A 14,454-nucleotide genomic window follows, 5' to 3' on the forward strand; every position below is an offset into this window, starting at 1 on the left:
TCGAGCAGCCCGTCGACGGCATCGTCCAGGTCGGTCAGGTGTGCTGCCACCTGACCGACCTCTCGAACCCCGCCTGTCGAATGCATGTTCGAATTCTATCGCGGGGTGCCGACAAGAACCCAAGGTTGCGGCTGCTCGGCTTCCGGGATTCTCGCCCGTCGCGCGCTGTGGTGGACGTCTCCGCGGCTAACCGCGCACCGGACGACTCGCGCGCAGCGACTTCCGGATGGTCCGGGCGATGATCGGCCGGACCACCGGTTCGACGATGCCGCCGGCGCGGACCAGCACCCGGGTGAGTGGGTCGACCGAAATGTGGTGACGCCCTTTGTCGATGCCTGCGATCACCGCGGCAGCGACCACATCCGCGCTCACGGGGGTGATGGCGCCGGACACGGCCGCGGTCTCGACCGGCTTGCGGGTGTTCTCGACGGCGAAGCCCGGGGTGTCGGTGTCCGGCGGATAGAGCACCGCGACCGTCACCCCGGCCGGCTCCACCTCGTAACGCAGGGTGTGCGCGAGTTCGTGCACCGCGGCCTTGGTGGGTCCGTACCCGCTGTAGCCGACCACGCCGATCAGTCCGGCGGTGGAACTGGTCAGCACCACGTGCCCGCGTCCGCGCGCGACCATCGAGGGCAACACCGCCCTGGCCGCATGCACGGCGCCGAGGTAGTTCAGCCGCATCTGCGACTCGAACTCGTCGATCGGTACCTCGAGGAACCGTCCGGGCAGCGCGGTGCCCGCGCACGCGACCAGCACGTCGCACGGCCCGGACCGGGCCTCGACCGCCTCGACCGCCCGTTGCAGCGCCTGCGGATCGGTGACGTCGGCGACCGCCCAGCGCGCGCCCATCGGCTCGGCCGTCGCGCGCAGCTGCTCCTCGCCGCGCGCGAGGATCGAGACCGCCGCACCCCTGCCGACGGCGGCCCGCGCGACCGCCGCGCCGATACCCTGCGAGCCGCCCGTCACGATCACGTGCGAATGTGTCCAGTCCACCCGGCTTCTGCGTGTCACCGCGCGATCGTAGGGGGCGCGGTCACGAATTGTGCGCGGATCGGTCATACGGATTCCGCAGGGCACTGCGTAGTGTCCGTGGTGCAGGAGTCCCCATCGAGTCGAACAGAGGTGTCCGGGTGCGAGTCGGAATGCAGATCACCTACAGCGGCGGGTTCGCCGAGACCGTCGCGGAGGTCGCGGACCTCGAGCGGGCCGGCCTCGACATCGCGTTCATAGCGGAGGCCTACTCCTTCGACGCGGTCAGCCAGCTCGGCTACCTCGCGGCGAAGACCTCGACCCTGGAGTTGGCCTCCGGGATCTTCCAGATCTACACCCGCACGCCGTCGTTGATGGGCATGACCGCGGCCGGCCTCGACTTCGTCTCGAACGGGCGCTTCGTGCTCGGGCTCGGCGCGTCCGGGCCGCAGGTGATCGAGGGCTTCCACGGCGTGCGCTACGACGCGCCGCTCGGGCGCACCCGAGAGATGGTCGACATCTGTCGTCAGGTGTGGCGCCGCGAGAAGGTGCAGTACGACGGCAAGTACTACCAGATCCCGCTGCCCGCGGAGAAGGGCACCGGGCTGGGCAAGCCGCTCAAGCTGATCAATCACCCTGTGCGCGAACGTATCCCGATCGTGATCGCCGCGCTGGGCCCGAAGAACGTCGCGCTCACCGCGGAGATCGCCGAAGGCTGGCAGCCGATCTTCTTCCACCCGGAGAAGGCCAACGACGTGTGGGGCGAGTCCCTGGCCAAGGGCAAGGCCAAGCGTGACCCGAGCCTCGGTGAGCTGCAGGTCTTCGCCGGCCCGGCGCTGGCGATCGGCGAGGACGTCGACCACATGCTCGACTGGATCAAGCCGCACCTCGCCCTGTACATCGGCGGCATGGGCGCCAAGGGCAAGAACTTCTACAACGATCTCGCCTGCCGGTACGGCTACGAGGCCGAGGCCGCCACCATCCAGGAGCTGTATCTGTCCGGCAAGAAGGAGGAGGCAGCGGCCGCGGTGCCGGACGAGCTGGTCCGCGCGGTCTCGCTGATCGGCCCCGCCGGCTACGTCAAGGAGCGGGTCGCGGCGTTCGCCGAGGCCGGGGCGACCACCCTGACCGTCACGCCGATGGCCGCCGACTCGGCCGGCCGGGTGAAGCTGATCGAGGACTTCCGCAACCTGATCGACTGAGCCACGGCCTCAGCGGCGGAGCCGGGCGAGCACCGGGGCGAACGCCTCGGCCAGCTCGCCCGGCACCGTCACCTCGACTATGCCCAGACGTTCCTCGCGTGCGCGCAGAATGTCCGCCGCCAGCCCGGGGTCCCCGGGCAGCAGCGCCGAGGAGTCCAGCGTCTGCAGTTCGGCGAGGGTCGGTCCGTCGGTCCGGGCGAAGTACGACGGCAGCGCCTCGCCGACGCCGACCAGTGACTGGGTGAACGTCATTGCCGGGCCGCACAGTTCACGCGCCCGCTCCACCGCGTCGACCAGATCCGCCTCCGTCGCGGTCGGGCCGAGCGCCAGTGCCACGCGGTCCGCCACTCGTGCCGCGGCGCTCAACATCCGCGGCCCCGCCGCCGAGACCACGACGTCCGGCACGGGGTCCACGCCGGCACGCACGGCGGCCGCCGACTCTTCCACCGCGGCGATCCGCTCCGCTGCGGTGCCCCACGTCGCGCCGAGCCGGGCTGCCTCCGCCTCGGCGTCGGGACGCCCCGGGCCGATCCCCAACTCGAAGCGCCCGTCCGAGAGCACCTGCAGCGCACGAGCTTCCCGAGTCAGTGCCGCCGGAGTGCGCAGGGGCGCCGCCGCCACCCAGGTGCGCAGCCGGATCGATTCGGTGACCGCCGCGGCCGCGGCCAGCGCGGGGAACGGGGAGGGCGTCCACAGGGTGTCCGGCACCAGCAGTGCGTCGAACCCCTGGCCGTCGAGCAGGCGGGCGCGCTCGGCCCAGTGCCGGCCCGAACCCATCGGCGCCTCGACCACCGCGATCCTCATCGCCGGGTCTCCCTCAGCACGGCGAGCCGGGCCCGGTACTCGGATTCGGTGATCTCGCCACGGGCGTAGACGTCGCGCAGCGTGGACTCGCCGTGGTGACCGCGCCAGCGCCGCCGCGCCAGCACGACGATCACCACGACCGCGATCCAGAAGGTCAGGGGGATCAGGAAGAACCACGGTCCCGGCCCCCAGCCGGGTCCGTAGCGGCCGTCCCAGTCGTCGGCCAGGATCAGTGCGGTCTGTGCTCCGAGTGCGTTCATGCATCCAGCCTGCTCGCGGGAGGACGGCGTGCGCATCGGTCCGCGGGCGGCACCGCGCATACGCGTGGGTACGTACGTCAGCCCCGCCAACCGGGCCGGACCAGTCCCGACTCGTACGCCAGCACCACCAGCTGGGTGCGGTCCCGGGCGCCGAGCTTGAGCAGGATCCGGCTCACGTGGGTGCGGGCGGTGGCCGGGCTCAGGAACAGCCGCTCGGCGATCTCGGCGTTGGTCAGGCCCTCCGCGACCAGCGTCATCACCTCGCGCTCGCGGTCGGTCAGCTCGGCGAGCAGGCTCGAGTCGGGGGCTTGTTTGGCACGAGTGGCGAACTCCGCCAACAGACGGCGGGTGACGCCGGGGGACAGCAACGCCTCGCCGCCGGCCACTACACGCACCGCTCGCACCAGGTCGGCCGGCTCGGTGTGCTTGACCAGGAACCCGGCGGCGCCGGCCCGGATCGCCTCGAAGACGTACTCGTCGAGCTCGAAGGTGGTGAGCACGACCACCCGCACGGCCGCCAGTTCGGGACGGGCAACGATCTGCCGAGTGGCCTCGAGCCCGTCGAGCACCGGCATCCGGATGTCCATCAGCACGACGTCCGGCACGTGCTCGAGGGTCGCCGCGACGGCCTGCTCGCCGTCCTCGGCCTGAGCGACCACCTCGATCCCGTCCTGTGCCTCGAGCAGCGCCGCGAACCCGGCACGGACCAGGGACTGGTCGTCGGCGACGATCACCCGAATGTTCACGCGGTCGCATCCTCTCCGGAGTCGCTGTCGGAGAGCGGAAGTCGCGCCTCGACCCGGAACCCGCCGTCGGGGCGGCGACCCGCGGTCAGGGTGCCGCCGAGGGCGTGGGCGCGTTCGGTCATCCCCGCGATGCCACCACCGGCGCCTGACGTCGTCTCGCTGCCGCTGCCGCTGCCGCTGCCGTCGTCGTCGACGCACACCTCGAGCCGGTCCGGCAGGTACCGCACCTGCACGCGGGCGGCGGACTGTCCCGAGTGCCGGACCACGTTGGTCAGTGCCTCCTGGACGATCCGGGCGGCGGCGAGGTCCATGGTCGAAGGCACGTGCCGTGGCACGCCGGAAACGGTTGTCGTCACGTCGATTCCGGCACCGCGGGCGCGCTCGACCAGCGCGTCGAGGTCGGCGACGGACGGGGCGGGCGCGAGCGGGGCCAGCTCGCCGCCGCGGCGCAGCGTCCGCAGCATCGCGTGCACCTCCACCAGCGCCTCACGGCTGGCGTCCTTGATGGAGGCCAGCGCGACGCCCGCCTGCTCGGGTTTGGTCTCGAGCAGTTCGAGTGCCACCCCGGACTGCACGTTTATCATCGAAAGACTGTGCGCGAGAACGTCGTGCAGCTCCCTCGCGATGTCGAGTCGTTCCTCGCTGGCCCGGCGCAGTCGCTCCTCCTCGGCGCTCCGAGCCGCCTCCCGGGCGCGCTGGCGGCGAGCCCGGATCGCCTCCCGGCGCTGACGGATCCCCTCGGCTATCGCCACCAGCGTCAGTAACCAGGCGCCGATGCCGACCACTCCGGCCGTGGGCACCGCTTCCTGTCCGGTCGCCCAGGGCACCAACCACAGCACCACCACGAACCCGAGCGCGGGCAGTGCGTACATCGGCCAGCGCCGCGCCCGCGGCGCCGCGGTCAGGTACGCGACGACCAGCGGCAGGAAGATCGGTCCCATGCCGTAGCCGCGCAGCAGGTACGTCAACGTCACGAGCAAGGTCACGGCCAGCACCGCGCCGGGGGCGCTGCGCCGCCACAGCAGCGCGCCCGCGGCGGCCACGAGCAGCGCGAAGGCGAACCAGTCCAGGGGGCGCGCCGGGTGCCCGTGCCGGGACGCGGCGACCGAGCCGAGTACCGACACGACGCCGACGGCTCCCGCGAGCGCGACGTCGGCGGGTCTGGGCATGGCCCCAACCTAACCCCGCGGGGTGGTCCGCGGCGTCGTCCTGCGGGCGTATCGAGGGTGTCGCCGCGCGGCGGATGTGCCCGGCATCGACGCCGCGAAGGCTGACAGTCATGACGACGACAACCGAGCTGCGAGTGGTGACGAACGGTCTGACCAAGAGGTACGGCGAGCGTGTGGCGGTCGACGACGTCGATATCACCGTGCGGGCGGGCGAGGTGTACGGCTTCCTCGGACCCAACGGCGCGGGCAAGACCACCACGCTGCGCATGCTTGCGGGGCTGGTGCGCCCGACCTCGGGATCCGCGACAGTGCTCGGCCGCCACCCCGGCGATCCGGACGCGAGCGTGCACACCGGTGTGCTCATCGAAGGCCCCGGTTTCTACCCGTATCTGTCCGGCCGGGACAACCTTCGGGTGCTGTGCCGCTACCGCGGACTCGCCGATGCGGCCGCGGAAGCCGCGCTCGACCGGGTCGGACTGCGGGCGCGGGCCGGCGACCGGTTCCGGGGCTACTCGCTGGGCATGAAGCAGCGACTCGGGGTGGCGGCGGCACTGCTCGGCGACCCGGACCTGCTGATCCTGGACGAGCCCACCAACGGACTCGATCCGGCCGGCGTCGCCGAGATGCGCGCCCTGATAGCCGATCTCGCCGCGGCCGGGCACACCGTGCTGCTGTCGAGTCACATGCTCGACGAGGTCCAGGACATCTGCGACCGCGTGGGGGTGATCGTCGCGGGCAGGCTGGCAGCCGAGTCGACGGTGTCCGACTTGCGCGGCGGTTCGAGCATTGTCGTGCGCGCGACACCGGGCGAGCAGGTGCTCGCCGTGGCTCGGGACGTCGCCGGGGCGGATCGCGTCAGCGAGGCCGCGGACGGGGTCCGGGTGGATGCGGGCGCGGCACTGGCCCCGAGGTTGGTGCGCGCGCTCGTCGAGTCGGGTGTGGAGGTGTTCGACGTGCACAGCAGCGAACGGTCCCTCGAGGACGTCTTCCTCGAGATGACGAGTTCGGCCACCACCGGTGACACCGCGGAGGTTTCACGATGAACACCCTGTCGGCCAGTTTCCGGGCGGAGTTGCTGCGGCTCCGCAAGTGGCCCTCGTTGTGGGTCCTGTCGGCAGCCTGGCTGCTGCTCGACCTCACCTTCGTGTACGTGTTCAACTACCTGACCTACCGCAGCGGCGGCGGGACCGGATTCGGTGCGGCCGTTCCACGTTCGGTGTTGCTCGCGCGGATGCTCCCCGGCGCGGTGCCGGAGGTGCTGACGCAGGGCATGGCGATGTTCGGCGGCGCGCTGATCCTCACCCTCGGCGCGCTCGCCGCGGGCAGCGGGTACGGCTGGGGGACCTGGAAGACGGTGCTGACCCAGGGGCCGGGTCGGCTCCGTGCCATCGGCGGAACCTTGCTCGCGCTGGCCGCGGTGGTCGCCGCGCTGGTGGTCGTGGTGTTCGCAGCAGATCTGGCGGTGGCCTGGCTCGTCGCTGCCGCCGAGTCTCAGCCGACCTCGCTGCCGGGAGTGGGCGACTCGGTGCGCGCCATCGGGGCGGGAATGCTGATCCTCGGCATGTGGACGGCGTGCGGGGTGTTGATCGGGACGCTCGCCCGAGGCCCGGCACTGGCGGTCGGGCTCGGACTGGTGTGGGTGCTGGTGGTGGAGAATCTGCTGCGCGGTGTGGGCGCGGTGCTGGCGCCGATCCGGCTGGTCACCGACTACCTTCCGGGGACCGCCGCCGGGTCGCTTGCGGGCGGGCTCAGCGGCGCCGCAGCCGACGCCGAGCGGACACCGGGTGTGCTCGCCGTGCTCGGACCCGGACTCGCCGCGACGGTGTTGACGATCTACCTGGTGATCTTCGTGGCCGTCACGGCGGCGGTGCTGCGCAAACGCGACGTCGACTGAGCCGTGTGAGCGGCTGGGAGTGCATATTGTCGAGGAATGCGCCGCGAACTGGTCGCCACCGTTGGCTCGGAGTGGAGCCGGGCATGGCGGCGACCCGCGGAGGTCCCGCTGACGGTGTTCGGGAACGCGCTGCTGGTCACCGTGGCCTGGTTCCTCATCCCACGTAGCTGGCTGTTCGACTTCACCGGGCCGTGGGGATTTCCCGCAGCCCTCGCCGGCTGGATGTACGCGGACGTGTCCGCGACCAACGTGCTCGCCCAGGATCCGAGCGAGGTGCTCGACAAGCTCACCGACGTCGGCGCGCTCACGCGGCTGCTGTGGGCCAAGACCGTCGTGCTGTGGTTGCTCGTTGCGCCGGTCTGCGTGCTGGTCGCGGTGGTGGTCGGGTTCATGGAGAGCGACCTGGCGACGGCGGCCACGCTGATCGCGTGCATCTGCGTGGTCCCGTTCGGTGCACTGGGTCTGTCGGCATGGGTCGGGGTGTTCTTTCCGTACCACCAGAACCCGTTGCGATGGCGGTGGACGCACCGGCACCGGTTCCGGTCGGTGATCGTGCGCTGGGGAGTGCTCGTCGTGCTGCCGTACGCGGTGTTCCCGGCCGCGGTGGTCGTGGTGCTGCTCGTGCCCTTGCTGCTCGTGCACCTCGTGCCGCCCACAGGCGTCAGCGCGCTCACCGGCGACGCCCGGCTCGGCCTCGTGCTCACCAGCGCCGCGGTGTCGATCGCGGTCTGGTTCGCGGCGCTGCGGGGTGCGGCGGTGTTGGCCAGGCGGCGTTCGGCGCGACTCGAGGCATATCTCACTGACACCGAGAAAGGGTGATGTCCACGGGCCACAATGGTTGTGGCGGAGACGCCGACGAGCAGTAGCCGAACGAGTGAGGGAGCAGCATGAGCGCAGGCAAGCCCATCGTGGTCGGAGTGGACGGATCGGAATCCGCGTCGGAGGCGGTGGTCTGGGCCGCGCGCACCGCAGCGGCGCGCGCGCTGCCGTTGCTGCTGGTCTCCGTGGTCCACGTTCCTGCGTACTACTACACCGAGCCCTACCTGGCCCGCGGCTACGGCGACGAGCTGACGAATGCCGGGCGTGCACACCTCGACGGCGCCGCGGTGCTGGCCAAGGAGGCCGCCGAGGACGTCGGTGACCTGACGGTCGACACCAAGCTCCACGAGGGCCGGATCGCGGAGATCCTGCTGCAGTACTCGCCGACCGCCGCCATGATCGTGCTCGGCAGCCGTGGCCTCGGCGAGTTCACCGGCGCCGTGCTCGGCTCGGTGACCCGCAGTGTCGCAGCACATTCGACCGCCCCCGTCGCGGTGATCCGAGGCCGCACCCTCGACGGCAGGCCGCCGACCGAGGGCCCCGTGGTGGTCGGCGTCGACGGCTCGGAGGTCAGCGAGGCGGCCCTCGCCGCGGCGTTCGAGGAGGCCTCCGCTCGCCGCGCCCCGCTGATCGCGGTGAACGTGTGGAGCGACGTCTCCGTCCAGCCCTCCCTCGGCGCGACCGCAGACGACCCGCACTGGAGCGCCATTCAGGCCGCGGAGGAGGCCGTGCTCTCCGAGCGTCTGGCCGGCTGGATCGAGCAGTACCCCGACGTGTCGGTGCAGCGGGTGGTCGGCCGGGACCGTCCGGTGCGGGTGCTCAGCGACTACTCCGAGCGGGCACAGCTGCTGGTGGTCGGCAGCCACGGCCGCGGTGGGTTCAAGGGCATGCTGCTCGGGTCGACGAGTACCGCGCTGATGAACAGTGCCGACTGCCCGGTGCTCATCGTGCGCCCGGTCGAGGCGTCCTGACCAGAGTCGTCGTCTCGACCAGCACGCCGGATTCGATCAGCTCGCGCTTGCCGCGTTCGTGCGCCGGGTAGCGGCACGGGCCAGCGAGCGGTCGCGGGCCTCCTCGAAGCGCAGGGCGTCGTCCTGCAGTGCGGTCAGGAACCGGTCGAGTTCCTCGCGACATGCTTCGCCTTCACCGCCGAAGTCGTTGCGCTCGAATATTTTCCAGGTGCGCAGCACCGGAAGCACCACCTCGTCGAGGTGCTGCCGGAGGTCGTAGATGCCGCCCTTGGCGATCAGCACCGCGTTGCGACGGAACGCGGGCATGCCCGCGCCCGGCATCTGAAAGTTGGTGAGGATCTTGGTGATCGCGCGGATCGTCTGGTCCGGCGCGACGTCGAGGGCCGCGCCGCAGATGTTGCGGTAGAACATCATGTGCAGGTTCTCGTCGGCCGCCACCCGCGCCAGCATCCGGTCGGCGATCGGGTCGCCGCAGGCCTTGCCGGTGTTGCGGTGCGAGACACGGGTGGCCAACTCCTGGAAGGTCACGTACGACACCGAGTCGAGCAGTCCCGAGTTGAGTTCGGGTGCGAACCCGGTGGTCATGTGCGTCATCCGTGCGTTCTCGAGCGCCACCGGGTCGACGCCGCGGGTGACCACCAGGTAGTCGCGCATGACGATCGAGTGCCTGGCCTCCTCCGCCGTCCACCGGCCCACCCAGGTGCCCCAGGCGCCGTCACGCGAGAAGCTCTCGGCGATCTCGCGGTGGTAGGACGGCAGGTTGTCCTCGGTGAGCAGATTGGTGATCATCGCGGCCTTGGCGGTCTCGCTCAGCTGGGACTGCCCGGGTTCCCAGTCGACCCCGTCGAGCGCGGCGAAGTTGCGACCGTCGTCCCAGGGAACGTAGTCGTGCGGGTGCCAGTCCTTCGCCATCGCCAGGTGCCGGTGCACGTTGTCCTCGGCGACGTGCTCGAGCTCGCGGAGCAGTTCGAGCTGGGTCAGTTCGCGGGCCACGGTGGATCCCCAATCGCAGTGCCAGTAGTCCTCGTCGAGGCTGGTCGACGTGAACCCCGCCGCGATAGGGGCGAAGGTCCCGGCTGTGCCGGTGTGTGTTGGGATTGGGTGCATGGACATCCGGATCTTCCTGGTCGACGACCACGAGATCGTCCGACGCGGCCTGGTGGACCTGCTCGGCGGCGTTCCCGGCTTCGCGGTGGTCGGGGAGGCGTCCACGGTCGCCGAGGCGCTGACGGCGATCCCCGCGCTCGAACAATTGCCCCGAGGCTCCGCCCGAGGACCGGTCGACGTGGCCGTGCTCGACGTCCGACTGCCCGACGGCAGCGGCGTGGAACTGTGCCGTGACCTGCGGTCGGCGTGTCCCGGCCTGCGCGCCCTGATGCTGACGTCGTACTCGGACGACGAGGCCCTGGTCGACGCGGTGATGGCCGGGGCGTCGGGATACCTGCTCAAGCAGATCCTCGGTACCGACCTGGTCGCCGCCATTCGCACCGCCGCGGGTGGGGGATCGCTGATGGACGGCGAGGCCACCGCCGCGGCGCTCGACCGGATCCGCACCCAGCGCAGTCCGGGCGGGCGGGTCGAGGACCTCACCGACCAGGAGCGAACGGTGCTCGACCTGATCGGGGAGGGTCTGACCAACCGGGAGATCGGGCAGCGGATGTACCTCGCGGAGAAGACCGTCAAAAACTACGTCTCGCGGCTGTTCACCAAGCTGGGTATGCAGCGGCGCACCCAGGTCGCGGTGCTCGCGACGGAGTTGCGGGCCGTTCGCGGCGAGGGCTAGGGCAGGTCTCCCGCTCGCTCGACGGGTACCGACCACTGCAGCGTGGTGCCTCCCGCGGCGCGGGCGAGCACCTCGCAGTGGCCGCCGAACAGGGCGGCGCGACGATCGAGGTTGGCCAGTCCGCTGCGCGGTTCGTCGCCGGACATACCGATGCCGTCATCGGTGATCGAGATGGTGAACTCTTGCGCCACGACGACAGTGATGTCGATCGAGGTCGCCTTGGCGTGCCTGCGGGCATTGCTCAGACCCTCGCGGAGCACCGCCTCCACGTGCGGATGGACCGACTGGGGCACGAGGGTGTCGAGCGGTCCGCAGAACTGGACGGTCGGCGCCACCGCGCCGTGCGCGGTGAGCTCGGCGATCACGTCGAGCAGGCGGCGGCGGAGGCCGACGACGCCGGCCGGGTCGGCGGCCTGCAGGTCGAAGATCGTGGTGCGGATCTCGCGGACCGTCCGGTCGAGCTGTTCGACCGCGCGGGCGAGGATGTCGGCCGTTCGTCCCTGGCTGTGCGCCGTCACCGACTGCAGGCTCATGCCGGTGGCGAACAGGCGCTGAATCACGTTGTCGTGCAGGTCCCGTGCGATGCGGTCGCGATCGGCGAGCACGTCGAGCAGGCGTTGCTGACGCTGTTGGTGCGCGAACTCGAGCGCGACCGCGGCCAGGTCCGCCATCGAGGACAGCCAGCTGCGTTCGACCGGGTCGCGGTCCGGGTCGGCGGGCAGGCCCGAGACGATCAGCACGCCCTCGACCCGGCTCGAATCGCCGTCGTCCCGCTGCGCTCCGGACACCGGGACGACGGCGGAGAAGCCGCGCCCCGTCAGATCCGCGACCTCGACGACCTGCCGAATCCGCAGGGCCGCATCGGTGGTGGCCGCGACCGTGTCCGCGTCGTCGGCTCGGACGGTGAGCGTCACGGATTCGGCCGAGGTCAGTTCGCGCACCCGGCGGACCAACAGGTCGAGGGTCTCCGGCACCGAGCCGCCGGTCAACAGGCGGGAGTTCACCGACGAGACCGCGGTCAGCCAGCGCTCGCGAGTGCGGGATTCCTCGAACAGTCGCGCGTTGTCGATGGCTACCGCCGCGGCCTCGGCGAGGGCGGTCAGGATCACCTCGTCCTCGTCGGTGAACTCGGGGGCGCCGCGCTTCTCGGTGAGGTAGATGCTCCCGTAGGCCTGGCGCCGAACGATGATCGGCACGCCGAGGAAGCTGCTCATCGGTGGATGGTTGGGCGGGAACCCGACCGAGGAGGCGTGCCGGTCGAGGGCGCGGATCCGAACCGGGCGGGGGTCGTTGACGAGCAGTCCGAGCAGGCCGTGCCCCTCGGGTAGGTGGCCCATCGTGGCCCGGGTCTGCGCGTCGATGCCCTCGTAGACGAACTCGGACAGGCCGCCGCCGGGGGACCGGACCCCGAGTGCGCCGTATCGGGCGCCGAGCAGCGTCGTCGCTGCCTGCACGATGCGCTGGAGGGTCGGGTCGAGCTCGAGTCCGGCACCGACGACGAGGACGGCCTCGAGCAGGTCTCGCAGGTTCTCCGGGGTGGTACCGACCTCGGTGAGTCGATGCTGAAAGGTTCTGACCTGGGTGTTCGGGTCGTCGTGGGGTAGTTCGACCATGAACTCGACCCTATCGTGACCCCACGGAGCTCACCCCCGTGCCGGATGCCCGTTGTGTGCTGGGTTGTAACGGGAAACCGACCGGAACCGATGTTTCGGGTACCTAAGTCATCGGTGAGGAGACCATGATGCAGCGATCCGTCCTCGGCCGTCTGGCCGCACTGTTCACGACCGTCTGCGCCGCGGCAGCGGTGCTGTTCACCGGGACCGCGGCAGCGGCGCCTGCGCCCGCCCCCGCGCCCGCCGTCGATCTCGCCGACGCCGCGGTCCAGCTGAGGGCCGCCGCGGCGGGCAACCCGGCGGCGCAGGACGCAGTCGAGCGGTTGATCGGCGCACCCAAGGACATCGCGACCCCGGTGCTGTCCCTGCCCGGGCAGATCTTCCCGATTCCCGCGTACTCCGACACCGGTCAGGGCGGTGACGTCCTGGGCCAGCTCTACGGCGCCGGCGTCGCAACCAACATGAACAACGAGTTCCGGTTCGGCTTCTTCGGCGGTCCCGGCAGCATCGCCGACAACCAGACCGGCGCCGAGCTGAACGTGGTCTGGTACAGCCTGGCCAACGGCACCAGCGGCATCACCCGGCTGGACCAGAACAACAAGGTGATCCCGACGGTCATCTCCACCGCCCCGCTGAACGTCGGCAAGGGCATGGTTGTCGGCGCCGTCTACGGCTCGCTGTGGCACAAGGTCGGCCCGAAGGACACCGACGTCGTCAAGAGCACGATCTGGTGGCCGAGCATGGGCGTGGTGATGAGCTAGCGGCAGCCGGTCAGCAACACCCCGCGCCGTGATCGCGGGCGTGCCACCAGCTGGTCCAGCGGTCCGTGAGGTCCGCGAACTCCTCGGCGCTCCGGCCGTAGGCGCTCAGAATCATCTGGGCGCCACCGCCGGGGCGTCGCGGGTTCTCGGGCTGGGTGGCGAGCACCAGCAGGCCCGGACCGAGTTGGTCGACGGTCAGCCCCAACTGCTTCGGGGAGCGGAACCACACCGTGCCGCTGAGTGCGTCTCCGGTGGCGACCAGCGCGGTGTAGGCAGAACCGGGCGCCCCGGTGATCCCGCCCACGCCGAACAGTTCCATCACCGTCGCGTCGCCGACCGGCCCGTCGAGGTACAGCGTGCGGCGCTCGGCCAGGCCGTGGCGTTCCAAGCCGAACTCGAGCTGCTGGAGGAAGGTCGTCCAGCCCTCGGTGACGTCCTCGTACCAGTCGTCCCATTCCGGGTTGGATCCCTTGGCGGCACGCACGATTCGCACAACGGCGGTGCCCTCGGGATCCGGTACCACGGTGAAGGTGTCGCCGCCCTGGAGGGTCAGCGACATCGCCGCTGCGTCCTCGGTGACGCCGTCGACGAATATCTGCCGGATCTCCTCGTCGAGTCCCCTGTCGTCGTCGTACTCCCACCCGTGCCAGCGCCGGATGAGTGCAGGGTCGCGGAGTGCCTGCCAGACGCGCTCCGCGGGTGCCGCAACGGTGATCTCGAGGACTGTCTCGTGGTCGGTCATGGCTCCGATCCTGCCGGATCTGCGGCCGTGCCGGCGACCGCGCCGCCTTGGGCAGGGGCGTGGAGGTCGAGCATGTCGCCGACCGCATCGACCGCGCGGGGAACCGCGTCGCTGCGGTCCGGCGCGAGGTCGTGGCCCTTGCCCTCGATCAGGACGAGTCGGGTCGGCGCGGTGACGAGTTCGAGGGCGACGCGCATCTCGTCCGGGCTGCCGAAGGGGTCGCGGGTGCCGTGCACGAACACGCACGGACTGCGCAGGTCCGGCAGGTGCGAGGTGCGTGCCTTCTCGGGCTTGCCGGGCGGGTGCAGGGGGTAGGAGAACAGCAACAGGCCGTCGCAGACCTCCGGTCTGTCCGCGGCGAGCATCGACGACTGCCTGCCGCCGTACGAGTGGCCACCGAGAATCAGTGGGCCGGTGAATAATTCGCGTACCGCGGCGACGGCAGTCGCGATGCCCTCACGGTCCTGCTCGGCCGTCGACGGGCTCGGTGGCCCCTTCGGCCGGCGCTGCCGGAACGGCAGGTCGTAGCGCAGCACGAGCACGCCCCGTGCGGCGAACTCGTCGGCGGCGCGCTGCAACAGCGTCGCGTCGCGGTTGCCGCCTGCGCCGTGGGTCAGCAGCAGCGCGCCCACCGGCTCGCCCTCGGGGTGGTGCAGATCCCCGCGCACGTCGTCGCGTTCGAACGGCTCGCTCATGCAACCACGCTAACGCAGCGGCATCC

Annotated in this window: 16 protein-coding genes; 7 read left to right on the forward strand and 9 right to left on the reverse strand. The window is 70.9% G+C overall.

The features are described 5' to 3' along the window. Window positions 1–186 precede the first annotated feature (186 nt). Window positions 187–1,011 (reverse strand): SDR family NAD(P)-dependent oxidoreductase, encoded by an 825-nt coding sequence (locus ACFVH2_RS05740; RefSeq protein ID WP_378420485.1) that lies wholly within the window; start codon window positions 1,009–1,011, stop codon window positions 187–189. A gap of 119 nt (window positions 1,012–1,130) precedes the next feature. Between ACFVH2_RS05740 and ACFVH2_RS05745 the strand changes: the two genes are divergently transcribed. Then, window positions 1,131–2,171, forward strand: coding sequence for an LLM class F420-dependent oxidoreductase (locus tag ACFVH2_RS05745; protein WP_378420483.1), 1,041 nt, complete (start codon window positions 1,131–1,133; stop codon window positions 2,169–2,171). 9 nt (window positions 2,172–2,180) lie between these two features. On the opposite strand, the gene ACFVH2_RS05750 is transcribed toward ACFVH2_RS05745, so the two are convergent. The 4 genes from ACFVH2_RS05750 to ACFVH2_RS05765 all read right to left on the reverse strand — a co-directional run bounded on the left by ACFVH2_RS05750 (window position 2,181) and on the right by ACFVH2_RS05765 (window position 5,150). Beyond that, window positions 2,181–2,975: an LLM class flavin-dependent oxidoreductase gene (locus ACFVH2_RS05750; protein WP_378420481.1), complete on the reverse strand. Its 795-nt coding sequence runs from the start codon at window positions 2,973–2,975 to the stop codon at window positions 2,181–2,183. Next, window positions 2,972–3,235 carry a hypothetical protein gene (locus ACFVH2_RS05755; protein ID WP_378420479.1) on the reverse strand — a complete coding sequence of 88 codons (264 nt, stop codon included), beginning with the start codon at window positions 3,233–3,235 and terminating at the stop codon, window positions 2,972–2,974. The genes ACFVH2_RS05750 and ACFVH2_RS05755 overlap by 4 nt, the downstream gene beginning before the upstream one ends. A 77-nt stretch (window positions 3,236–3,312) precedes the next feature. Continuing rightward, a complete protein-coding gene (locus tag ACFVH2_RS05760) occupies window positions 3,313–3,981 on the reverse strand; it encodes a response regulator (RefSeq protein ID WP_378420477.1) in 669 nt (222 codons plus the stop codon). Then, window positions 3,978–5,150 carry a sensor histidine kinase gene (locus ACFVH2_RS05765; RefSeq protein ID WP_378420475.1) on the reverse strand — a complete coding sequence of 391 codons (1,173 nt, stop codon included), beginning with the start codon at window positions 5,148–5,150 and terminating at the stop codon, window positions 3,978–3,980. Before ACFVH2_RS05765 ends, ACFVH2_RS05760 begins: the two co-directional genes overlap by 4 nt. A 110-nt stretch (window positions 5,151–5,260) precedes the next feature. Between ACFVH2_RS05765 and ACFVH2_RS05770 the strand changes: the two genes are divergently transcribed. From ACFVH2_RS05770 to ACFVH2_RS05785, 4 genes are all read left to right on the forward strand, one after another. Beyond that, on the forward strand, window positions 5,261–6,193 hold the full coding sequence (locus tag ACFVH2_RS05770) for an ATP-binding cassette domain-containing protein (protein ID WP_378420473.1): 933 nt from the start codon (window positions 5,261–5,263) through the stop codon (window positions 6,191–6,193). Next, window positions 6,190–7,044, forward strand: a complete 855-nt coding sequence (locus ACFVH2_RS05775; protein WP_378420471.1) for an ABC transporter permease subunit — start codon at window positions 6,190–6,192, stop codon at window positions 7,042–7,044. Before ACFVH2_RS05770 ends, ACFVH2_RS05775 begins: the two co-directional genes overlap by 4 nt. Window positions 7,045–7,080: 36 nt before the next feature. Next, window positions 7,081–7,863, forward strand: a complete 783-nt coding sequence (locus ACFVH2_RS05780; RefSeq protein WP_378420469.1) for a hypothetical protein — start codon at window positions 7,081–7,083, stop codon at window positions 7,861–7,863. Between the two features lie 68 nt (window positions 7,864–7,931). Next, complete coding sequence (locus ACFVH2_RS05785; RefSeq protein ID WP_378420467.1) at window positions 7,932–8,834, forward strand: universal stress protein; 903 nt, start codon at window positions 7,932–7,934, stop codon at window positions 8,832–8,834. A gap of 36 nt (window positions 8,835–8,870) precedes the next feature. Here ACFVH2_RS05785 and ACFVH2_RS05790 read toward each other — a convergent pair whose 3' ends face one another. After that, window positions 8,871–9,827, reverse strand: coding sequence for an acyl-ACP desaturase (locus tag ACFVH2_RS05790; protein WP_378420546.1), 957 nt, complete (start codon window positions 9,825–9,827; stop codon window positions 8,871–8,873). A gap of 112 nt (window positions 9,828–9,939) precedes the next feature. Here ACFVH2_RS05790 and ACFVH2_RS05795 point away from each other — a divergent pair, with 112 nt between their 5' ends. Next, window positions 9,940–10,617 carry a response regulator gene (locus ACFVH2_RS05795; protein ID WP_378420466.1) on the forward strand — a complete coding sequence of 226 codons (678 nt, stop codon included), beginning with the start codon at window positions 9,940–9,942 and terminating at the stop codon, window positions 10,615–10,617. Here the strand turns inward: ACFVH2_RS05795 and ACFVH2_RS05800 are convergent. Next, complete coding sequence (locus ACFVH2_RS05800) at window positions 10,614–12,230, reverse strand: GAF domain-containing protein (protein ID WP_378420464.1); 1,617 nt, start codon at window positions 12,228–12,230, stop codon at window positions 10,614–10,616. The two genes, ACFVH2_RS05795 and ACFVH2_RS05800, sit on opposite strands and share 4 nt — an antisense overlap. A gap of 125 nt (window positions 12,231–12,355) precedes the next feature. Between ACFVH2_RS05800 and ACFVH2_RS05805 the strand changes: the two genes are divergently transcribed. Then, window positions 12,356–12,991, forward strand: coding sequence for a Tat pathway signal protein (locus ACFVH2_RS05805; RefSeq protein ID WP_378420462.1), 636 nt, complete (start codon window positions 12,356–12,358; stop codon window positions 12,989–12,991). Between the two features lie 10 nt (window positions 12,992–13,001). Here ACFVH2_RS05805 and ACFVH2_RS05810 read toward each other — a convergent pair whose 3' ends face one another. Both ACFVH2_RS05810 and ACFVH2_RS05815 read right to left on the reverse strand, forming a co-directional pair. Then, entirely contained in the window at window positions 13,002–13,733 is a 732-nt protein-coding gene (locus tag ACFVH2_RS05810; protein ID WP_378420461.1) for an SRPBCC domain-containing protein, read from the reverse strand. Continuing rightward, on the reverse strand, window positions 13,730–14,428 hold the full coding sequence (locus tag ACFVH2_RS05815) for an alpha/beta fold hydrolase (RefSeq protein ID WP_378420460.1): 699 nt from the start codon (window positions 14,426–14,428) through the stop codon (window positions 13,730–13,732). Before ACFVH2_RS05815 ends, ACFVH2_RS05810 begins: the two co-directional genes overlap by 4 nt. Window positions 14,429–14,454: the final 26 nt, after the last annotated feature.

The organism is Rhodococcus sp. NPDC127527 (assembly GCF_042672245.1).
Classification (GTDB): domain Bacteria; phylum Actinomycetota; class Actinomycetes; order Mycobacteriales; family Mycobacteriaceae; genus Rhodococcus_G.